General features: G+C 28.0%; 23 protein-coding genes, 1 other RNA gene and 1 other annotated feature. Of the genes, 19 read left to right on the top strand and 5 right to left on the bottom strand.

Annotated elements, in window-relative coordinates; all coding sequences use genetic code 11:
* Positions 1–286: 286 nt before the first annotated feature.
* From Q6H37_RS23580 to Q6H37_RS23565, 4 genes are all read left to right on the top strand, one after another.
* A complete protein-coding gene (locus tag Q6H37_RS23580; protein WP_318737041.1) occupies positions 287–1,204 on the top strand; it encodes an ABC transporter ATP-binding protein in 918 nt (305 codons plus the stop codon).
* 41 nt (positions 1,205–1,245) lie between these two features.
* Complete coding sequence (locus Q6H37_RS23575; protein ID WP_318737039.1) at positions 1,246–2,415, top strand: ABC transporter permease subunit; 1,170 nt, start codon at positions 1,246–1,248, stop codon at positions 2,413–2,415.
* A 250-nt stretch (positions 2,416–2,665) separates the two neighbouring features.
* Positions 2,666–3,349: a response regulator transcription factor gene (locus Q6H37_RS23570; protein ID WP_318737037.1), complete on the top strand. Its 684-nt coding sequence runs from the start codon at positions 2,666–2,668 to the stop codon at positions 3,347–3,349.
* On the top strand, positions 3,339–4,745 hold the full coding sequence (locus Q6H37_RS23565) for a HAMP domain-containing sensor histidine kinase (RefSeq protein ID WP_318737036.1): 1,407 nt from the start codon (positions 3,339–3,341) through the stop codon (positions 4,743–4,745). The genes Q6H37_RS23570 and Q6H37_RS23565 overlap by 11 nt, the downstream gene beginning before the upstream one ends.
* Before the next feature lie 66 nt (positions 4,746–4,811).
* On the opposite strand, the gene Q6H37_RS23560 is transcribed toward Q6H37_RS23565, so the two are convergent.
* Positions 4,812–6,242, bottom strand: a complete 1,431-nt coding sequence (locus tag Q6H37_RS23560) for a sodium:solute symporter family protein (RefSeq protein ID WP_318737035.1) — start codon at positions 6,240–6,242, stop codon at positions 4,812–4,814.
* A gap of 177 nt (positions 6,243–6,419) precedes the next feature.
* Positions 6,420–6,631: a binding site (T-box leader), on the bottom strand.
* Between the two features lie 171 nt (positions 6,632–6,802).
* Positions 6,803–7,219: a secondary thiamine-phosphate synthase enzyme YjbQ gene (locus Q6H37_RS23555; RefSeq protein WP_318737034.1), complete on the bottom strand. Its 417-nt coding sequence runs from the start codon at positions 7,217–7,219 to the stop codon at positions 6,803–6,805.
* A 310-nt stretch (positions 7,220–7,529) separates the two neighbouring features.
* Here Q6H37_RS23555 and Q6H37_RS23550 point away from each other — a divergent pair, with 310 nt between their 5' ends.
* The 4 genes from Q6H37_RS23550 (at position 7,530) to Q6H37_RS23535 (ending at position 9,921) form a co-directional block, all read left to right on the top strand.
* Complete coding sequence (locus tag Q6H37_RS23550; RefSeq protein WP_318737033.1) at positions 7,530–8,030, top strand: DUF2975 domain-containing protein; 501 nt, start codon at positions 7,530–7,532, stop codon at positions 8,028–8,030.
* 20 nt (positions 8,031–8,050) lie between these two features.
* Complete coding sequence (locus Q6H37_RS23545) at positions 8,051–8,524, top strand: DUF2975 domain-containing protein (RefSeq protein WP_318737032.1); 474 nt, start codon at positions 8,051–8,053, stop codon at positions 8,522–8,524.
* 10 nt (positions 8,525–8,534) lie between these two features.
* Positions 8,535–8,774, top strand: a complete 240-nt coding sequence (locus Q6H37_RS23540; protein WP_318737031.1) for a helix-turn-helix transcriptional regulator — start codon at positions 8,535–8,537, stop codon at positions 8,772–8,774.
* Between the two features lie 955 nt (positions 8,775–9,729).
* Positions 9,730–9,921 (top strand): alpha/beta-type small acid-soluble spore protein, encoded by a 192-nt coding sequence (locus Q6H37_RS23535; protein WP_318737030.1) that lies wholly within the window; start codon positions 9,730–9,732, stop codon positions 9,919–9,921.
* 61 nt (positions 9,922–9,982) lie between these two features.
* Here Q6H37_RS23535 and Q6H37_RS23530 read toward each other — a convergent pair whose 3' ends face one another.
* Together Q6H37_RS23530 and Q6H37_RS23525 are read right to left on the bottom strand one after the other, a co-directional pair.
* Positions 9,983–10,393: a hypothetical protein gene (locus Q6H37_RS23530; protein WP_318737029.1), complete on the bottom strand. Its 411-nt coding sequence runs from the start codon at positions 10,391–10,393 to the stop codon at positions 9,983–9,985.
* The gene (locus tag Q6H37_RS23525) at positions 10,394–10,597 is read right to left on the bottom strand and encodes a helix-turn-helix transcriptional regulator (protein WP_318737027.1); all 204 of its coding nucleotides are present in this window, start codon (positions 10,595–10,597) and stop codon (positions 10,394–10,396) included.
* 262 nt (positions 10,598–10,859) lie between these two features.
* Here Q6H37_RS23525 and ssrS point away from each other — a divergent pair.
* The 11 genes from ssrS (at position 10,860) to Q6H37_RS23470 (ending at position 19,614) form a co-directional block, all read left to right on the top strand.
* Positions 10,860–11,046: non-coding RNA, 6S RNA (gene ssrS / locus Q6H37_RS23520), on the top strand.
* A gap of 143 nt (positions 11,047–11,189) precedes the next feature.
* Positions 11,190–12,134 carry an N-acetylmuramoyl-L-alanine amidase gene (locus Q6H37_RS23515; RefSeq protein WP_318737025.1) on the top strand — a complete coding sequence of 315 codons (945 nt, stop codon included), beginning with the start codon at positions 11,190–11,192 and terminating at the stop codon, positions 12,132–12,134.
* 326 nt (positions 12,135–12,460) lie between these two features.
* The gene (locus tag Q6H37_RS23510; protein WP_318737024.1) at positions 12,461–12,640 is read left to right on the top strand and encodes a hypothetical protein; all 180 of its coding nucleotides are present in this window, start codon (positions 12,461–12,463) and stop codon (positions 12,638–12,640) included.
* 154 nt (positions 12,641–12,794) lie between these two features.
* Positions 12,795–12,971: an H-type small acid-soluble spore protein gene (locus Q6H37_RS23505; protein WP_318737023.1), complete on the top strand. Its 177-nt coding sequence runs from the start codon at positions 12,795–12,797 to the stop codon at positions 12,969–12,971.
* 279 nt (positions 12,972–13,250) lie between these two features.
* Entirely contained in the window at positions 13,251–14,252 is a 1,002-nt protein-coding gene (locus tag Q6H37_RS23500; RefSeq protein WP_318737021.1) for a 2-hydroxyacyl-CoA dehydratase family protein, read from the top strand.
* A complete protein-coding gene (locus Q6H37_RS23495; RefSeq protein ID WP_318737020.1) occupies positions 14,249–15,010 on the top strand; it encodes an acyl-CoA dehydratase activase in 762 nt (253 codons plus the stop codon). Before Q6H37_RS23500 ends, Q6H37_RS23495 begins: the two co-directional genes overlap by 4 nt.
* Positions 15,011–15,027: 17 nt before the next feature.
* Positions 15,028–15,444, top strand: a complete 417-nt coding sequence (queD, locus tag Q6H37_RS23490) for a 6-carboxytetrahydropterin synthase QueD (protein ID WP_318737018.1) — start codon at positions 15,028–15,030, stop codon at positions 15,442–15,444.
* Between the two features lie 13 nt (positions 15,445–15,457).
* Complete coding sequence (queE, locus tag Q6H37_RS23485) at positions 15,458–16,123, top strand: putative 7-carboxy-7-deazaguanine synthase QueE (protein ID WP_318737016.1); 666 nt, start codon at positions 15,458–15,460, stop codon at positions 16,121–16,123.
* 11 nt (positions 16,124–16,134) lie between these two features.
* Positions 16,135–16,797: a 7-cyano-7-deazaguanine synthase QueC gene (gene queC / locus Q6H37_RS23480; RefSeq protein WP_318737015.1), complete on the top strand. Its 663-nt coding sequence runs from the start codon at positions 16,135–16,137 to the stop codon at positions 16,795–16,797.
* Positions 16,798–17,096: 299 nt separating this feature from the next.
* Complete coding sequence (gene yjeM, locus Q6H37_RS23475) at positions 17,097–18,605, top strand: glutamate/gamma-aminobutyrate family transporter YjeM (RefSeq protein ID WP_318737013.1); 1,509 nt, start codon at positions 17,097–17,099, stop codon at positions 18,603–18,605.
* Between the two features lie 37 nt (positions 18,606–18,642).
* Positions 18,643–19,614 carry a dipeptidase gene (locus tag Q6H37_RS23470; protein WP_318737012.1) on the top strand — a complete coding sequence of 324 codons (972 nt, stop codon included), beginning with the start codon at positions 18,643–18,645 and terminating at the stop codon, positions 19,612–19,614.
* A gap of 96 nt (positions 19,615–19,710) precedes the next feature.
* Here Q6H37_RS23470 and Q6H37_RS23465 read toward each other — a convergent pair whose 3' ends face one another.
* Positions 19,711–20,364, bottom strand: a complete 654-nt coding sequence (locus Q6H37_RS23465) for a phosphatase PAP2 family protein (protein WP_318737011.1) — start codon at positions 20,362–20,364, stop codon at positions 19,711–19,713.
* Between the last annotated feature and the right edge of the window lie 351 nt (positions 20,365–20,715).

Below are 20,715 nucleotides of genomic sequence, written 5' to 3'. Positions count from 1 at the left end.
CTATATTTAAGTATTTTAACAAGTAAAAACTTAATCGTAAATATGGAAAATACGTTATTTAAGAAAATTATGTTTTCTTAGATAGCGTATTTTTATTTAGCTGAAATATGATTTTATAGTTAAGCACCTTAATAAAATCTTAATAATTTGTAATAAAAACTTAGCAATATTAAAAGCCACTTTGTAATATTTTTTTACTACAATAAGAAATGTAGTAAAATACATTAAGAAAATTTTAATGATCAGATTAATTAAGATTATACAACTAATGGTGGAGGAAGCAATAATGAATGTATTAGAAGTGTCAAATTTGCATAAGAAGTTTGGAAAAAAAGAAATCATAAAAGGGGTAGATCTTTTTATAGAAGAAGGTGAGATATTTGGTCTTTTAGGTCCTAATGGTATAGGAAAAACCACTGTTATAAAAATGATAGTAGGATTTTTAAATGCTGATGAAGGCAGCATTTTAATAATGGGAAAAAATATTGAAAAAGACAGGGTAGAAGCACTTAGAAATTTAACAGCTATTGTAGAAAATCCAGAAATGTATCCATACTTAAGTGGTATGGAAAATTTAAAACAAATAGCTAGGATGGATAAAAGAATAAAGAAGAGTGATATAGAAGAAGCCGTAAATATGGTTGGCCTTACTAAAAGAATAAATGATAAGGTAAAAACTTATTCTTTAGGTATGAAACAAAGGTTAGGACTAGCACAAGCTATAATGTCAAATCCAAAACTTATAATATTGGATGAGCCTACTAATGGATTAGATCCTACAGGAATTATAGAACTTAGAAATACACTTAAAAATTTAGCAAGGGAAAGAAAAATATCTATATTGATATCTTCACATATTTTAAGTGAAGTTCAGCTTATATGCCATAGAGTTGTATTTATGGAAGATGGGCAGACAAAGTTAATGCGTACACTAAATAGTGATAATGATAAAAAAGAAGATAGAGTTATTATCGTGAGTAATGATAAAGAAAGCTGTAAAAAAGTACTTAAAACTATGAAATGTATTCATAGCATTTCTTATAAAGATGGAAAGTTAATAGCGTTAACAGATGAAAATTCAACACCAAAGATGATTAGTAGACTTTGTGCTGAAAGTGTAGAGATAAGTGAAATTTATAAAAAATATGAAACTGTTGAAGAAATGTATATGGATGTGGTAAATGAAGTCAAGCTATCCTCATAGAAATAGTTTGGAAATCAATCGAAATAAAGGAGAAAAAATTTATGATCGGATTAGTGAAAAATGAAATAATAAAGTTATGGTATAGAAAAAAGTTTTTAATAGCAATTATGGCATTACTTATAGTAACTGTAGGAATGTTTATATTAATTAATAATGATAGTGGTGATAGGAAGGTAAAAAAAACACAATCTTATATTATAGATTTACAAAAACGGGAAAATGCAGCTTCTCCAAATGAAAAAAAAGATCTTCAAAAAAGAATAGAAGATTTGCAGTCACAAATAAATTATTATAATGAAGATTTAAAGAATCCTAATACCTATTGGAAACAAAAAGCAAAAGAGGATATTTATAAAGATAAACAAAATTTAAAATCTAATGATATAAGTATAGAAAGTTTAGACATAGAGAAAACCAAGTTAGATATATCAAGTAAAGAATATTTACTTAATAATAATATTAGACCTTCATCAGATGTCAAACCAGGAGCAGGAGAATTGTTTAATATTTATTTAGAGGTATTTGGAATGCTCATTATATTTTTGATAGCTATCATATTTACAGCAGATATAGTATCTAGTGAGTTTTCTCCAGCTTATATTAAATCAATAATATCAAGACCTGTAAGTAAATTTAAAATAATATTGTCAAAAGGATTGGCAGCTGCAATTTCTAGTTTTTTAGTTATTAGTATTATGGAAATTATAATTTTTATAGCTTTAGGAGTTTTACATGGATTTTCAGGATATAAGGAGCCAGTAACTATATACCCTAAATTTAATTATAGCGATGTTATTTTGTCCAATGTAACTAAACATATAAGTGCGGTTGCAAATACAGGATACATTATGCCTTATTATAAATTTATACTTGAAGTAATAGTGTTTCAAATTATATTTATAGCTGCATCAGTATGTGTTTGTTTAATGATTTCAGCTATAATAAGAAGTAATTCTGCTGCAGTAGGTGTTTGTGCAATATTGCAAATTATATTTTTAATATTTACCCATGCAATAGATGTAGGAAGGTGTATTATCCCCATATTTTTCTCATATGGAGATGCAAGTGAAATTATAAATAGGCAATTTATTATGAAAACAGGTGCCTATTATATGGATGTTTATAAATCAATTTTAATATTAATTATCTGGATTATAGCAAGTTTGATTATAAGCAAAGTTGTTTTTTATAAAAAAGATATATTAGTATAAACATACAAAGATAACTCAACTTTCACAGTTTAAAAATATTGCGAAACAATATTTTTAAAGAACAATGAAGGTGAGTTTTCTTTCTTACATCAGAAAACTAATTTATTTTTAAGCTTATTTTGCTAACGAAAAACAAGATTCGAACACTGTCCTCTCAAAAAATTTGTGTAGCAATGTGCTTATATATTAATTCAAAATTTTGTATATTACAAAGTTAAGTATATAATTAATGGATATAGGGGGGATTTATATGGAAAAAAGCACTATTTTAGTTGTAGATGATGATAAAGATATAAGGGATATGATTAATATATATTTGGTTAATCAAGATATGAATGTGCATACTGCAGCAAATGGTATAGAAGCTTTAGACATATTGGAAAATACTAGGGTGGATTTAATTGTATTAGATGTTATGATGCCCAAAATGGATGGAATGAAAGCATGTATGAAAATAAGGGAAAAGCTTAATGTTCCTATAATAATTCTATCTGCTAAAATTGATGATGCTGATAAAATATTAGGACTTACTATTGGAGCAGATGACTATGTAGGTAAGCCTTTTAATCCATTGGAACTTTTAGCAAGGATAAAGTCTCAGCTTAGAAGATATAAACAATTAAACAATAATTTTAAGGTTGTACAAGAGGAAGTAATACAAATTGATGAACTTTCTATAAATATATCAACCCATGAAGTACTTTTAAAGAACAAGCAGATTAAGTTAACACCTTATGAATTTAAAATATTAGTGCTGCTTGCACAAAATAGAGGAAAGGTTTTTAGTATAGCTTCTATTTATGAAAATGTATGGGAAGAAGATTATGTTGCTTCAGATAGGACTGTTACAGTTCATATAAGAAGAATAAGAGAAAAGATTGGAAGAGATTATATAAAAACTGTATGGGGAGTTGGATATAAAATTGAAAGTTAGATTTGGACTAAGATTTAAAATGATAATTATGTTTTTGGTATGCGCATTTGTATCAATGTGTGCTTCTAACGTTATAATGGATTCACTTATACAAGACTCTGAAAATTACACATGTGACATTAGTTATGCTAATGTTCAATTTATTAAAGACTTAGAAAAGGTAACAAATAAAAGTGATGAAATAAATAAAGTTATAGAAAAGTATGAAGAAAAATATAATAAAAACAATATTAAAATATATATAGTAAATAATAAAGGAAATGTTTTATATCATGGAGCAAATAGCAGTGAAAAGTATATTGATTTGCAGACATTTATAGATAAACAAATTACTCTGCAGGATGAAATAAGACATGATGGAAATAAAGGAGGAGTTGACTATTCAAAAATTTCAGCAGTAAAAGTTAATAATGAAATACTTAATGTACTTGTAAAAGGAAATACAAATCCAATGAATTCACATGATAATATTCGCGGCAGCAGGGGAGACATAGGATTTTTATTAATGATTATTATTTTTATAGTTATGGTAAGTTTTCTTACCAGACCAAAATTAAAATATATAAAGAGAATTTGCAGTGGTTTAAATGAAATGGCTGGAGGAAACTTAAAATATAGGATAAAGGAAAAGGGAAGGGATGAACTTCAATTAATATCAGTTAATGTTAATAAGATGGCAGGAGAGTTAGAAGAAAAGATAGAGAATGAAAGAAGAATAGAAAAATCTAAGCAAGATTTAATAACTAATGCAGCACATGATTTAAGAACTCCTTTAACTAATATTATTGGATATATAGAAATTATAAAAGAAGGAAATTATAAAGATGAAGGGCAGTTATTAAAGTATATAAATATAATAGCTAGCAAAGCTGATGGATTAAAAAAGATAACTAATGATCTTTTTATGTATACAAAACTTTCTTCAGGAAGCGTAGAATTAAATATTAGCAAGTTTAGTATAAATGAATTAGTAAAGCAGCTTATAGATGAATATGTAGATTTATTTGAAAGTAATAATCTTAAATTTAAAGATAATTTAGCTAATGAGGAAATTATAATTGATGGAGATCCAGACAAGCTTGCTAGGTTGTTTGATAACCTCTTTACAAATGCCATAAAATATAGTGTAAAGCCTTCTGATGTAAATTTAAAGCTCTTAAAAAATAATGAAAGAGTTTTAATATCTATAAGTAATAAGTGTGATAATTTAGAAGGAGAAGATATTAGCAATTTATTTGAAAGATTTTATATGGCAGATAAAGCTCGTTCTGAAAATGAGAATAGTTCTGGTTTAGGATTAGCTATTAGCAAAACTATAGCTGAACTTCATAAGGGAAATTTGACTGTTGACTATAAAGACAAAGTTATAACTTTTATTCTAGACATTCCTTTTTGATTTAATATAAGCATAATGCGAAGCAAAGCTTCACATTATTTTTAAATTGCAAAAGTTGAGTAAATATTATTCTGCATTTTGTAGTGTAGACTTATTTAATGGCATTTCAATATTTTTTAAAGTTTCTTTATCGAATATTGCTACTAATAAAAATGTAGATAGACATGTTAACCACTCCATAAATATAACATGTGGGAAAATTCTTATTGCAGGTACAAGCTGCCATAAGAAAAGAGTTACTATTCCAACTATAATAGTACAAAATGCTGAGTTTCTTCTACAAAGCTTAGGTAAAAATATAGTAAATAAGAATGTAACAGTAAATGCTGTAGATAAACTTAAGCCTATGGATATGGTTTTTAGAATTCCACCTATAGATAAAGCCAATATAAAGGTTGCTACTCCTAAGATACAAACAAGTATTTTATTTATACCTAAAAGTTTTTTATCATCAGCTTTAGGATTAATAAATTCCTTGTAAACATCATGGGAAATAAGAGTAGCAGAACCCAAAAGCATACTACAAGCAGATGATACATCTGCTGCCCAAAGTGCTGCAAGGGTTATTCCAGCCACTAATGGATTCAAAGATAATATCATTTTAGGTAATGCCATAGTGGCACTTACTCCGGGAAAAGCTGTTCTAGATGACATTCCTATTAGAGCACACAAGAATCCTATAGGAATCATAAGTAATCCTCCAAGTATAAATCCATTTCTTGCAGTTTTTGCATCTTTAGCAGCAAAAGTTAACTGTACAGGACCTTGCATTGACATGGCTTGAGTAGTCATTATTAATATCCAACTAAGTACAACCCATATACCTGTTCCTTGTATGAAATTAAAGTAAGGAACATTATGAGGCAGCTGTTGACTTAAGTTGTGTAAACCTCCTCTAGAGGATACAGCGAGTATGGTACATAGAATAATACCTATATATTTTAAAGGTACATTAAACAAATTACATAGTCCAGCAGACCACATACCACCTATAAAGGTTATACCTATAAATACACAAGCACTTATTATCATACCTGTTTTTAATGTAAATACCCCTGGTAATAATGATGATAAAATTGCACCACCAGCAATGTATTGAAGAGATACAACTACAATTTGAATAATTATTTGGCAAATAACACATGCAACTCTACTTTTTTTATCATAAAATCTACCGAAAAGCTCTGGCACAGTTGAAACATTAAAATCTCTATATTTGCCAGCTAAAGCAAGCCCCATTACTATAGCTCCAAAGCCCCAGGCTACATTGTACCATCCAGCTGAAAGTCCTAAACTATAAGCTTGTTCAGCAACTCCTATAGTAGAAGAACCTCCTATAGCAAGACCTATAAGTGAACAAGTTACAAGAGGTACAGTTAGTTTTCTGCCTGCTAGAGTGTAACTTTCACCGCCCTTGCCAGCTCTTTTTTTAGCAAAAAAGCTTATTACGAAAAGTATTATTATATATAATGCAACTATGATTAAAGAAATATTCATTATGATAGCCCCCTTTTTATATTAGCGTTAAATTTAGTAGTAATTTTTAACTTAAATTTTGAAATAAAAAATCGCCCCTGGCCAAGGGACGAAAAATCGTGGTACCACCCTAATTGATTAATAATGATATTTAATGAAAGTAAGGTTGTAGATAAAATAAAAAAGGTGTTGCCACAACCAAGGGACGAGCTTAGTCGTGGTACCACCCTACTTTCAGATAAATAAAACATTAATCATCTCTTACTCTTAACGGGAGTTAGCGGCTCAGCCTACTAAAAATTCAGCTTACAGTTCAGGAATGTATTTCATTAAGTTTTTTGAACGATTTTCACCAACCATCGTCTCTCTGTAGAATACACTTAATTACTTATGTCCATCTTCACATTTAATAATTATTTAAGAAATATTATAGATAAACTTTTAAATAAATACAAAATCTAAAAATCCTTCTAAGAATTAAATAACATTAAAATTCTTCAGTTTACTATAATAATTTTCAATTTACTCTATTTTGCATATTTTATATATTTAACTTTCATAATAAGTGATTTAACATGAATCTAAGAATTAATTGATTCTCCTATTATTTTTATGTGAATCTTCCTAGTTCTAGGACCATCAAATTCACAAAAGTATAATCCTTGCCATATTCCAAGAAGTGGAGAACCATTTTCAATTATTATATTAGAACTTGCTCCCATAAGAGAAGCCTTTATGTGAGCATGAGAATTTCCCTCAATATGAAGATAGTCTCCACTTTTGGGAAAGGTTTTGTCTAAGTTTACCAAAATGTCTCTAACTACATCTGGGTCAGCATTTTCATTTATAGTTATACCAGCTGTTGTATGAGGACAAAAAACTATTGCAATACCATTTTTTACTGAACTTTCTTTTATGGATTTTTTTAGAAAGCTGGTTATATTTATAAGTTCATCAGATTTTGTTGTATTTATAGAATAAGTGAATAACTTTGACATTTAAATTACCTCTTTTCGTATGTAATTTTAAAGTTGGCTTTATTTATAATTATAGATTTAATATAAAGTTAATTCAATTGACAGCTTTTATTTTTATAAAGGTGGCTTTTCGTTTACACAAATATTCAGTTGTCAGTTACAAAGATTGCTTTTCAATTTACAAAGTGGCATTTTGTGTTACTATTGAGCCTAAGTTTATAGGATTATAGCAATAAACAATAAAAATTTATTGTTTATCAATAAAAAACTATTGATTTAGAATAAAATTATTGGTATAATTTGTACAAGATAAAAAATTGGGAGGATCAATATGATTAAAAATTGTATGGAAAATGCAAAAAAATTTAAATTCTTTAACGTATTTTTAAAGGCATTATTTTATTCTGAGGTTGTTGGGTGTGTTTTTTTACCAATATTATGGTACTTTTCAGTAATCTATTTAAAGGTTATAACACCAAATATATTTATGACTATTTTGTTTTTTATAGCATTTATAAGCTGCATTATAATCACTAATGAGCTTATAAAAATAAACAAAACACTAATTGAAAAAAAACCATTTGTATTTGACAATGTAAAGAGTATGAGAAATATGGCTTTTAATATTTTTATAATAGGAATATATGTTTTTACAAAGGATAGGATGCAGTTTGGTTATAAAGGGATTTTTGCCTTTCATTTTAATCAGTATGGACCTTATTGCGATATGAATTTTTTAATATTTATTATTATGGGAATTTTTATGATCATTTTATCAGAAATATTTAATCAGTCTATTAAAATAAAACAAGATCATGATTTAACCATATAAAAAAAGGAGGAAAAAATTATATGAAAAAAAAGAGTTCTTTAGCAAAGGAGTTAACAGCCTTTCTTACTGTAATGTTATGTGGAATAGTGTTAAACTTTATCATAGTTTTATATTCAAAAATAAATTATAATACTATCATAAATAACAAGTTTATAGTTTTTATATCATTTCAACTAATATTTATGGCAATTTGTATATATATGATTTATGAGTTAAGATACATTATAGGCAATATTGCAAAAGGAAATGTATTTTGTAATATAAATGCAAACAAATTTAATATTATTGGAAAATGTATGTTAACAATCGGAATTTTAGATACTATTGCTAATATTCATAGTAATATTAATGGAACAGTTTTAATATCCATATTTGGTTGGGTTATAAAACCTACTATACTAATATATATAATCTTAGCATCTTTAGCTTTTATTTTAGCACAGATTTTTCAAGATGCTGTACGTATTAAAAAAGAAAATGACTTAACGATATAGGAGGAAGCACATGCCCATTATAGTTAATTTAGATGTAATGATGGCTAAAAGAAAAATATCTTTATCAGATCTAGCTGAAAGAGTTGGTATTACAAATGCCAATTTATCTATATTAAAAAATAACAAAGCAAAAGCTGTAAGATTTTCTACTTTGGAAGCTATATGTAAAGAATTAAATTGCCAACCAGGGGATATTTTGGAGTATTCTGCAGAAATAGAGGGTGAGGATAACTTAAATGTTACCAAGTAAAAATTATGCGACGTAAGGGTGCAGTGGAAGTTTGAATTTTAACTTTCATTCCGTGATATATGATAAGGGTGTCATCACGGCTAAATGTTTTAATTATTCTAAAGCTCGAAATTTTTAAAAGCCTAAGAACTTTGTCAAGCTCGGTTCCCTCAGACAGGACTAAAGTTCTAAGGCTTTCAAAAATTTTGAGCTAAGAATAATACTAAAACAATTTAGATAATGTGATGACACCCTTATCATATATCACTGCATAAAAGTTAAAATTCAAACTAGCAACTTCAAGTGGATGTACATAATTACATTGCTATAAGTAATTTTAGTAAGCCACAACTATATTTATGACTATAATTTATAACACTTAAAATTAAGGCGTAGCTTGATGTTGCACTAATATATTTAGTTTAATTCTATTCTGTGGAAATGTCTTAAAAAAGACTTATTATTTAGGCTGTTGAAAAATATAACGCAAAAACATACAAGTATTTTAAATACAGTTAATAATCAATCAACTTATTATTTTTCCAGGATGTGCCATAGGATATTGTTAAAATGGCTGAAATATACATAAACTAGATTGCAAGTATTACTAAAGCTACGCTTTTTTCTGAAGAGCTATAATTATAATGTATTATAAGCAACTTTTCATATTAGAATTACAATAGTTACTACACAACTTTTTAGGTGGAGGGAGCTTTGAATATACGGTGTATAAAAGCTTTTGAGAGAATTTTAGGCATTAGAGCTCCTTAATAAACGGTTGGCTTTTATACACCGTATATTCAATGCGGACTTCACCTAAAAAGTTGAGTCGCAATATGCTCATTTTATAAAAAAATTCAATTTGAAGAATATGTAGTCAATTTTGCCTTTGATTTAATAGAGTAATAAACTCAAAAAAGAACAAAATAAGACCATAAAGTGTAGTACAAATCTTATTAAAGAGGAGGAATATACTATGTCAAACAATAATAGAGTTTTAGTACCAGAAGCTAAAGAGGCATTAAACAAGTTCAAAATGGAATCAGCTGCTGAAGTTGGTGTAACATTAAAAGATGGATACAATGGAGATTTAACTGCAAGAGAGGCTGGATCAATAGGTGGAAACATGGTTAAAAAAATGGTAGAAGCTTATGAAAAAGGGCTATAGTATAAGATAAAAGGAATCCTGTACTCATATTTTGGAGTACAGGATTTTATAGTTTTGCAATCTAATATTTATGATGATATACAATCATAGTAATAAAATATACTATAGGCATAAAAATTAAGGTAGCTATAGATAAATTACTTGCAGATATATTTAAGAAGTCAGTTCCAATGGTAGCAGCAAAAACATACCAATAGGTTATCCAGAAAGCTCTATAACCAGTTTTGTTGCGTATAAAAATGTTTCTTTCCTCATTTTCTGCTTTTACGCTTTTAATCAATTGAGTCTTATCCTTTCCAAAGATGTAAATCAACATGCCAATTATTCCTACAGGAGTAAAGCCAATTGCTAAACCAGACATAGCATGCTTTTGAAAATTCAAAACATATCCTACAAATAAGGCTATAAGACCAATAACGGCCATAATGCCATAGTAAAGTATACCTTTTTTTATTTCTTTATTAACGTCCATTTAAAATTCCTCCTCTTCAAATATAAATATTTTTTCAATGGATAGATTAAAAGTCTTAGCTATTTTATGAGCAAGTAAAATAGAAGGATTATACTTGCCATTTTCTAGAGAAATAATTGTTTGTCTAGATACATCAACTTTTTCAGCTAGATCTTGTTGTGTAAGATTAAAGTTTTCTCTTAATTGCTTTATTTTGTTTTTCAAAAATTGCCACCTCCGTGTAAAGTCAACTTTACATTAACTGCAAAATATAACTTATTTATATTGAAAATACATTTGGATGTTAAGTAAGCTTTACATTTATTATACACATAAATATTATAAATGTAAAGCTTACTTTACTATAATTTATATAAAATATTTATTGATTTTTATATAAAAGTACTGTTGCATTTCTATAATTATTTGATATAATAAAAGTAAATAAGATATTAAAAGGTTTTCATAGGGGAAATTTACTAGGATAATTTTTCTAAAATATTTGTAAGCTTTAATTTTGAACCTACAGCATTTGAACGGGAGCTTAATATTTAAATGTGTATTTGAGCTATAAGTCCAACATATGTTGGCATATTCAAAGAAACATTTGTGAAAGCACCCACCTATCGTAGAGATAGGTGTCAAAATTAAAGTAACGGTATTTTGGAGTTATAAATTAGAAGTTTTGCTGAAATAAGCATAATTATAAAGAGAGGCGTATACCTCTCTTTATAATTATGCTTAAAACTTTTTGATTGAATTATATAATAACATTTTAAATTTTACAACATATATATTAATCAGGAGGTGAATTTTTATGAGTAAATTCGCAATAGATCCTGGACATGGAGATGTAAATGGAAGTTTAGGTGGAGATGGTGGAGCAGTTGGCTACCTAGTTGAACAGGATTGTGCTTTAGATATAGGAAATAGAGTTATATCCAAGTTGAAGTCATTAGGATATGAAGCATGGAATGTAAGACCTTACACTGCTTCAAGTGTTACAGACAGCCTACAGCGAAGATGTGATGGTGCTGTTAGTGCAGACTATTTAGTTTCAATACACTTAAATGCTGGTGGAGGAAAGGGTAGTGAAGTTTTTGCCATGAGTTCTGCAGGAAATACTTTAGCTAGCAGTGTTTTAAGTTCACTAGTATCTTTAGGTTTTATCAATAGAGGTGTTAAAGATGGCAGTGGTTTGTATGTAATAAAGCATAGTAAACCAGTTGCCATATTAATAGAAGTATGTTTTGTAGATACTAAAAGTGATGCAGATTTATATAATCAGTTAGGATCAGAGGCTATAGCTAATGCAATAGTTCAGGGACTTACGGGACGACAAGTTTCAGATAGTAATATGAGTCCTGATTTTATTAAATCTGTTCAGCATGATTTGCAGAGAGTTAGCTGCCTTGAATTGGGAGAAAATAATGCTACGGGAAAACTAGATGATAAAACTAAACAAGCTATAACTCAGTTTAGATATATAGTTGATTTACCTAGTGGAAATAGTATAGATGATGCTCTTGTTAATGCGTTGAATAAAATAGTTAACAAACCAACTATAGGAGCAGGGTGGCCGTCTAATCCTATACCTACTAAATTTATAAAATGGTATATTGGCATAACACCTAAAAATGAATTATGGGATTCTAATACAGTGCAAAAAGTTAAGGAGTGGCAAGTTAAAGCCGGAATATGGAGTGCTCAAGGAGCAGATGGAGTAATAAGAGAAAAAGATTGGAATAAAATTTTAAAATAATAGTTGAGAGAGTAAAAAGAAGTATGCTTAGAGTGTAAGAAATATAACATTTTAGGTTTTACTTCAAAATTACTCTCTTTTAAAGTTGCTGCTTTATTGTTGATTTTCTTGGAAATTTAAAGTTTTAAATAAATATATAATAAAGAATAATTTTGAATTTATAATTGCAAATAATTCATATCAAAATGTTTATAAAAAACATATAATGATATTAAATAAGAAGTCATTGTTTAAAATAGAAATACCTTGTAAGCATATAATTCATACACAGGTCTAATTTGATTACTTTAGTTTAAGTATGAAATTATAATGTGGAGGTGGTATTAATGAGAAATTCAAGTATTGAGAATCTGTCAAAAAACAATGAAAGATTGAATACAAAAGAGTCCATTAAAATGTTGGATTATTCTATAATAAAAGAAAGTAAAAGAATAATGGAATTTATTTTCACATGTGTTACTGCTCCTATGATTACGGAGTTAATAGTGTTTATAATTATAATATAAAATTTTTTATTAATATCAAAAATAAATTATTATAAATATTAATTTGTGAAAATAACACAAATTCTCAGCAAGGCTAAATTTTATTCTGAGGATTTTTTTTATTTGTTTAGGATAAAATATATAACAAATATTACTTAAAAAAGGGGTCATGTTTATGGATACAAAAAAGGCTGTTGAAATTGTGGAATCTTTAGGCGTAATAGAAGTGAAATATAATGAAAGACCTGTCTGGATACAAAATATTAATGAAAAAAGCAATACAGCTAAGGTTAAAGCTATAAATACTAATGAAGAATTTAATGTAGATATTAAAAATTTAGTGGAAAGTTAATTGGAATAAATATTAATTTGACTTACTTATATAAATATATTAAAATAAACTAGAATTAAATAGAATAGCAAAGACAGTTCATTTGTACCATCCTGTCTATAAACAAAACTAGGGCCAAGCTACCGAGTTAGGTAGTTTTTTGTTTATGGGGCAGTTATGCTCTTTTTTATTGCCCTTTTTTGCTAAATGATGGTAAGTAATCTATAAATTATTGGTTTATATTAAGCAACAGTCAAATTAAGTACTAATTTAAAAATCATTAGTAAGGAGAGGCTAATTGTGAAAAAGATAGGTTTAACTACTACAGTACCAATAGAAGTACTTTTAGCTGCGGGATATACCCCTGTGGACTTGAATAATATATTTGTGATTTCAAAGGACTATACAAAATATATAGATATTGCAGAAAAAGATGGTTTTCCAAGAAGTTTATGTACATGGATTAAAGGAATATATGGAGCATGTCTACATAACAATATTAAAGAAATCGTTGGGGTTTTAGAAGGAGACTGTTCTAATACAAAGGCACTTATAGAAGTATTAAAATCAAAAGGTATTAAGGTATATCCTTTTTCTTTTCCTCACAGCCATAAAAAAGAAGATGTAAAAGAAGCAATAAAAAGATTTATGGATATTTTTCAAGTTGATATAGAGGACGTGGAGAGGGTTAGAAAAAGGCTGAATGAAGTCAGGGGCTTAGCAAGAACTATAGATGAATTAACATATAAATATAATAAAATAAATGGGTTTGAAAATCATTTATATCAGGTAAGCTGCAGTGATTTTAATTCTAATATTGATGGGTTTGAAAATGAACTTAAGAAAGTAATTTTAGATGTAAAAGCTAGAAAACCCATACATAAAAAAATTAGATTAGGATATATAGGGGTTCCTCCTATGACAACAGATATATATGAATTTGTAGAAAATTTTAATGCATGTTTTGTATATAACGAAGTTCAGAGAGAGTTTGCATTTCCAAGAGGAGATAAAGCTTTGGATATATATGAACAGTATTATGATTATACCTATCCTTATGATGTAAACTTTAGAATTTTAGAATTAAAAAAGCAAATTGAAGAAAGAAAATTAGATGGAATAATTCATTATACACAAGCTTTTTGTTATAGAGCTGTTGAACACATAGTTCTAAAGGAAGAGCTTGATATTCCAATGCTAAATATTGAAGGAGACAAATTAAACGAATTAGATGCTAGAACTAAACTTAGAATAGAAGCCTTTCTTGATATGCTGCTAGACTTAAAGGGGGAAAGAGTGTGAGAATTCTTGGAATAGACCTTGGAAGTAGGGAAGTAAAGATTACATTAATGGAAGAAGGAAAATTAATAGAAAACAAAAAAATAAGCACCATGTGTTTTTATAGGGATTATTGCAGCTATGATGGGAGAATTATAGTAGATTTAAATAAGTTGAATATAGAAAAAGTAGATAGAGCAGTGTCTACAGGATATGGCAGAAATAATATTAATCTTAATACATTTACACCAATAAATGAAATTAAAGCTCATGTTTATGGTGCATTTTATCAAACAGGATTGAAGGATTTTATATTGCTGGATGTAGGTGGACAGGATGTTAAGGTAGTTAAAGTTGAAAAGGGAATAACTACAGATTTAGAACTTAATGAAAAATGTGCTGCTTCTTGTGGAAGATACTTAGAAAATATGGCAAATGTACTTGAAATACCTATTAATAATATGAGCAAATATTATGAAAATCCAGTGGAGCTAAATGCAACCTGTGCAGTATTTTCAGAATCAGAGTTGATTGGAAAAATAGCAGAAGGTATAAGTATGGACAGGTTATGTGCAGGTGTAAATTATTCTTTATATAAAAGGCTTCAGCCTCTTTTATCTAAATTTAAAGGTAAAAAACTAGTTTTGACTGGTGGGGTTGCCAATAATGAGTCTATAAGGCATTACTTAAAAAATGATTATGAAGAAATAATATGTGCTAAAGAGCCTCAATTTAATGGAGCTATAGGATGCTGTTATTATGGAAGTAAATTTTTGAAATAAAGTTTGGAGGAATTTAATTGTATAGTTTAAAAGTAGAACTAAGCTTTGATAGTGCACATTTTCTTGCTGGATATAAAGGAAAGTGTAGTAATATACATGGACACAGATGGAGAGTTGAGATTGAAGTTCAGTCAGAAAATTTGATAGATAGTGGACAAATGGATGGAATGGTAGTAGACTTTGGAGATTTAAAAAGTGACCTCAAAGAAATGTTAGGTTTTTATGACCATGCATTAATTATACAAAAGGGAACTATGAGAGAAGAAACTTTAAAGTGTTTGATTGAAGATGAATTTAAAATAATTCAACTTGAATTTAGGCCAACAGCAGAAAATTTAGCTAAATTCTTTTTTGATACTATGAAGGAAAAAGGATATAACATGAAAAGAGCGGTAGTATATGAGACTCCGAGTAATTGCGCGGTTTATGAGTAGATGAGGTGAAAACATGGGATTTAAAGTAGTTGAAAAATTTATAAGCATCAATGGGGAAGGACCTATGTCAGGTCAACTAGCTGTTTTTATAAGATTTGCAGGTTGTAATTTAAGATGTAGTTATTGTGATACTCTCTGGGCTAATGAAAAAGACGTACCTTATGAAATGTTTAATGCTAAAGAAATATATGAATATATAAAAAGTACAAGCATAAAAAATGTAACATTAACTGGTGGAGAACCTTTAATGCAGCAAGATATTATGGAATTATTAAAATTACTTTGTGAAGATAAAAATTTATATGTGGAAATAGAAACTAATGGTAGTATAGCTGTAGATAAATTTTTGAAAGTAGAAAATCCACCTAGTTTTACTATGGATTATAAACTTCCATCAAGTAATATGGAAAATAATATGAATATGGATAATTTAAAATATTTAACGAAGAATGATACAGTTAAGTTTGTAACAGGAAGTATTGAAGATTTAGAAAAAGCTAAAAATATAATATATATTCATAAATTAGTAGAAAAAACTAGAGTATATATTAGTCCTGTATTTGGTAAAATTGCTATGGATGAAATTGTTAAATTTATGCTGGATAATAAAATGAATGGAGTTAATCTACAAGTGCAGCTTCATAAAATCATATGGGATCCAGATAAAAGAGGAGTTTAGGAGGAATTTTTATGAATAAAGAAAAAGCAGTAGTTGTATTTAGTGGTGGACAAGATAGTACAACTTGTTTATTTTGGGCTAAGAAGAAGTTTAAAGAAGTTATAGCAGTATCCTTTGATTATAATCAAAAACATAAATTAGAATTGGAGTGCGCAAAAAACATTTGTAAAAAATACAATGTGGAGCATCATATTTTAGATTTAAATTTATTAAATCAATTAGCGCCAAACTCTTTAACTAGACAGGATATAAAGGTAGATAAAGAGGCTCCAAGTGGTGGACTTCCTAATTCATTTGTAGATGGAAGAAATATGTTGTTTTTAACCTTTGTAGCTGTATTTGCAAAACAAAGAGATATAAACAATATTATAACAGGAGTATCTCAAAGTGACTTTAGTGGATATCCAGATTGCAGAGATGTATTTATAAAATCTTTAAATGTAACTTTAAATTTGGCTATGGATTATCAGTTTGATATTTATACTCCATTAATGTGGATTAATAAGGCTGAAACATGGAAAATGGCTTATGATTTAGGTGTACTTGATATAGTAAAAAATGAAACATTAACTTGCTATAATGGAATTAAAGGCAATGGTTGTGGAGAATGTCCGGCATGTAGGCTAAGAAAAAATGGTTATTTAGAATTTAAAAATAAATATTTACAAATTTAACAATAGAATAAATTTTATTTTTTTTAATATAGTTAGTATTAGAGTACTTTTTATAAATAAAATTCTTAGTATAAACTATAAGAAACATTATTAGAAATTGATATTTTTAATAATGTTTTTTTATATAAATGTAATAATAAAAAACACAGCAAAAGAAGGATTTTTTGAAGTTAATGGAAAATATAGTTAGTTAGTTCATATTTAATATATTTAAATATTTCATTTAGAAATAAAGAGGGGAGTGTTTTTTATTAAAGTGTAAAAACATATTAAAAAATAATATATGGGAGAGGAAAAATATGAATAAGGGTAATAAAAAATTGACATTAATACCACTGTCATTAATGGTTGTTACATCAGTATTTATGTTTCCCAATGTCCCTAGAGCATTTTTGCTTATGGGATATGCTGCCATTCCTTGGTATATACTAGCTGCAATAACTTACCTTATACCATTTGCATTTATGGTAGGAGAGTATGGTGCTGCGTTTAAAAATGAGAAAGGAGGAATTTATTCCTGGCTAGAGAGAATTATTGGACCTAAATATGCATTTATATCTATATTTATGTGGTATGTTGGATGGTTGGTATGGATAATTTTAACTTGCAATTCTATATGGGTTCATTTTTCAACTATATTATTTGGTACAGATACAACTTCAAAATGGTCATTGTTAGGAATAGGTTCAACTCAAACATTAGGAGTGTTATCAATAATATTTGCTATATTGTTGACATTTATAGCAACTAAAGGCTTGGACAAAGTATCAAAAATAACTTCAATAGGTGGCATTTCTGTTGCATTTATTAATATAGTTGCATATATTGGTGCAATAGTTGTGTTTATACTAAATCATGGGAAAATAGCTCAACCTATTAATGCTCAAGCATTTCTAAGTTCTCCTAATCCTAGCTATACGTCAGCTATATCAATAATATCCTTTATCTCTTTTGCTATACTTGCTTATGCTGGTATTGAGGTAGTTGCAGGAGTTACAGATGATACTGAACACTCTGAAAAAACATTTCCTAAGGGTGTTTTAATGGGATCTATATTTATTGGAATTGGATATTCATTGGGTATATTTGCTTGCGGTATATTTACTAATTGGCAAAATGTACTGTCTGGAAAAGATGTAAATATGGTTAATGTAACAATTATAATGATGAATAATTTGGGATATCAGATTGGTCAAGGTTTATCATTAAGCCAAGCTGCTTGTGTATCAGTTGGTAATTGGGTAGCTAGACTTGTTGCATTATCAATGTTTTTAACTTATATAGGCGCTTTAATTTCATATTCATATTCACCATTAAAACAGTTGATAGAAGGTACTCCAAAAAGGTTATGGCCTGGAAAATTATCAGAAATCAAAGATGACATTCCTAAAAACGCTATGTGGATTCAATGTATTTTTATAGTTTTCTTTATATTGATATTAAGTTTAGGTGGACAGGGTGCTTCTAAGTTCTTTGATAAATTGGTATTAATGACAAATGTGGCAACTACATTGCCTTATATATTTATGTCAAGCGCTTTTGCTAAATTTAAAAAGGATACAAGTATTGAAAAACCATTTGTTATATATAAGAGCTATGGTAGTGCGTTGTTATGGACAATAATAGTTACATTTACTGTTGTAATAGCTAATGTTACTGTAGTAGTTAAACCTGCATTGAAAGGTGATATAGCATCATCAATTTGGATGATAGCTGGACCTGTAATATTTTCAATAATTGCAATTGTGATGTATGCAAGATATGAAAAAATGAGTAAAATAACCATTGACAATAATGTGCAGAAGTAGATAACTACAGTATGATTCAAGAGAGAGGAAGAGTTTTATGAAAACATTTGATTGTCATTCTGATATATTAATTGATATTACAAATAGAAGAATGAAAGGTGAAAAAGATATTTTAAAAAATTATCATATAAAAAGATTAGAAAAAGGTAATGTAAGAGGTACCATATTAGCAGTGTGGATTGATCCTAATTTTGTTAATAAACCAATGCAAAGAATGCTTAATATTTTGGGAGCAGCTTGTGATGAGTTTAGAGAATCAAAAGAGTGTGCAGCCATTGCACTTAATGCTGAAGATATTAAGAATGTACAAAATTCTGGAAGACTTGCTGTTATATTAGGAATGGAAGGGTTAAGCGGTTTAAAAGGAAATGCTGGTATTTTGAGTATGCTGTATAATTTAGGGGTTAGACATGCAATGCTTACTTGGAATGAAGAAAATGAGTTTGCTACAGGGGTAGCTAGTCCTAATAAGGAAAGAGGGGTAACTGAACTTGGAATTAGGGCACTTAATAAAATGGAAAGTTTGGGAATACTAATAGATTCATCTCATGGAAATGAAAAAACTTTTTGGGATATTTATGAAAACTCCACTAAGCCGTTTATTGCTTCTCATTCTAATGTATATAGTATTTGTTCTGTTAGTCGTAATTTAAAAGATGATCAAATTAAAGCAATTGCAGAACGTAGGGGTGTAATTGGTATGAATGCTTGGCCAGAGTTTGTACATGAACAAAAACCTAGTTTGGAAAAGTTAGCAGATCATATTGATTATATTGCTGACTTGATTGGAATTGATTATATCAGTTTTGGATTTGATTTTTGTGAATATTTAGATTCAGAAGCATTATCTTTTACCAAAAGTGATTGTTTGCAAACTCCAGGGTTAGAAGATGCATCTAAAGTGCCTGATCTTTTAGATATTTTAGTTAAGAGAGGCTATGGTAGTGAAGATATAGAAAAGATAGCTTATAAAAATATAATGCGTGTTTTTAAAGAAGTTTTAAAATAAATATAAAATATAAGAATGTAGTTTTTATAAACTTTGGTTAATTTATAAAAAACTACATTCTTATATTATTTCTAAATTATGTTTTAGCAAATCTTTTTATTTGGTTGTATCCAAAGAGTATAATTTTCTTATCCATAGAGGAAATATTTCTAAATTGAAATTATCCACCATCCTATAGATAACATTAGCTAGCATTATACCAGAAATCAAATCTAAAATTACATGTTGTTTAATAAATTGAGTTGATAGTATTATTGATAAACCTACTAACCATATACAAGCTTTAATTAATAAATTTTTTTCTTCACTTTTCATGATACCTTTAATCATAAGGTAGCTAGTCAAAACGTGTATACTTGGAAAACAATTAAAAGGGTTGTCTTTACCATATATAAATCTTACAACGTTTGTAAAAAAATCATTTCCTAGTAATTCAGGCCTTGGTGTAGCAGTTTGAAATATAAAATATACGAGATAGCTTATGAGCATTCCTAAAAGTAAGCTACATATAGTTTTGTAGTAAACCTCTCTATAGTAAAAACATAAGTATATTAGAGTAAGTCCTATAAATGGATAATATAATAAATAAGGTATAACAAATACTTTTAGAAAAGGTATAAAATTGTCTATAGGGGTTACAAGATAGTGAACTCCCCTTAAAGAATTATTAAGAACTCCATAAATAATAGTTTCTATTGGAATTAATAACATTAAAGTTAAAGGAATTAAGTTTTTTTTCAATAATTTCATATTTTTATCACGCCCTTCTAAGTTTAAAAAGGAGTTTTATCTATAGCTTTTTAGAGGCTTGCATACTCCTAAATACATTCATCTAAGTCAAACAAAACTATATTTAAAATTATACATGAAATATATTAATTATTTGTGAAAAAAATCATTAAAAATTTCTTAATTTTTTAAATGAAGTATATACAACATAGATTATATTAATAGAGATATTTATGTAATTAAAATTTTACTCAGCAGCATATTGAAGTTAACAATAATTACTACTGAGCAACATTAAAGTTCATTTGACTATATAATTATAACAGATTTTACACTATAAAGTGCATCTTGTCCACTAAATAGCATTAAGAT

The sequence above is a fragment of the Clostridium sp. JS66 genome (genome assembly GCF_033561535.1).
Lineage (GTDB): Bacteria > Bacillota > Clostridia > Clostridiales > Clostridiaceae > Clostridium_AM > Clostridium_AM carboxidivorans.
Note: the sequence above shows the minus strand (reverse complement) of the source record. Positions and strands in the feature narration are given on the sequence as shown.

What these genes read in the sequence shown, in the direction of transcription:
- Q6H37_RS23505 (WP_318737023.1), top strand. Translation starts at nt 12,795, where the DNA reads ATGGATACAAAAAAGGCTGTTGAAATTGTGGAATCTTTAGGCGTAATA.
- Q6H37_RS23535 (WP_318737030.1), top strand. Translation starts at nt 9,730, where the DNA reads ATGTCAAACAATAATAGAGTTTTAGTACCAGAAGCTAAAGAGGCATTA.
- Q6H37_RS23550 (WP_318737033.1), top strand. Translation starts at nt 7,530, where the DNA reads ATGATTAAAAATTGTATGGAAAATGCAAAAAAATTTAAATTCTTTAAC.
- Q6H37_RS23580 (WP_318737041.1), top strand. Translation starts at nt 287, where the DNA reads ATGAATGTATTAGAAGTGTCAAATTTGCATAAGAAGTTTGGAAAAAAA.
- Q6H37_RS23470 (WP_318737012.1), top strand. Translation starts at nt 18,643, where the DNA reads ATGAAAACATTTGATTGTCATTCTGATATATTAATTGATATTACAAAT.
- Q6H37_RS23575 (WP_318737039.1), top strand. Translation starts at nt 1,246, where the DNA reads ATGATCGGATTAGTGAAAAATGAAATAATAAAGTTATGGTATAGAAAA.
- Q6H37_RS23560 (WP_318737035.1), bottom strand. Translation starts at nt 6,242, where the DNA reads ATGAATATTTCTTTAATCATAGTTGCATTATATATAATAATACTTTTC.
- queE (WP_318737016.1), top strand. Translation starts at nt 15,458, where the DNA reads ATGGGATTTAAAGTAGTTGAAAAATTTATAAGCATCAATGGGGAAGGA.
- Q6H37_RS23545 (WP_318737032.1), top strand. Translation starts at nt 8,051, where the DNA reads ATGAAAAAAAAGAGTTCTTTAGCAAAGGAGTTAACAGCCTTTCTTACT.
- queC (WP_318737015.1), top strand. Translation starts at nt 16,135, where the DNA reads ATGAATAAAGAAAAAGCAGTAGTTGTATTTAGTGGTGGACAAGATAGT.
- Q6H37_RS23530 (WP_318737029.1), bottom strand. Translation starts at nt 10,393, where the DNA reads ATGGACGTTAATAAAGAAATAAAAAAAGGTATACTTTACTATGGCATT.
- Q6H37_RS23510 (WP_318737024.1), top strand. Translation starts at nt 12,461, where the DNA reads ATGAGAAATTCAAGTATTGAGAATCTGTCAAAAAACAATGAAAGATTG.
- Q6H37_RS23555 (WP_318737034.1), bottom strand. Translation starts at nt 7,219, where the DNA reads ATGTCAAAGTTATTCACTTATTCTATAAATACAACAAAATCTGATGAA.
- Q6H37_RS23515 (WP_318737025.1), top strand. Translation starts at nt 11,190, where the DNA reads ATGAGTAAATTCGCAATAGATCCTGGACATGGAGATGTAAATGGAAGT.
- Q6H37_RS23465 (WP_318737011.1), bottom strand. Translation starts at nt 20,364, where the DNA reads ATGAAATTATTGAAAAAAAACTTAATTCCTTTAACTTTAATGTTATTA.
- yjeM (WP_318737013.1), top strand. Translation starts at nt 17,097, where the DNA reads ATGAATAAGGGTAATAAAAAATTGACATTAATACCACTGTCATTAATG.
- Q6H37_RS23570 (WP_318737037.1), top strand. Translation starts at nt 2,666, where the DNA reads ATGGAAAAAAGCACTATTTTAGTTGTAGATGATGATAAAGATATAAGG.
- Q6H37_RS23540 (WP_318737031.1), top strand. Translation starts at nt 8,535, where the DNA reads ATGCCCATTATAGTTAATTTAGATGTAATGATGGCTAAAAGAAAAATA.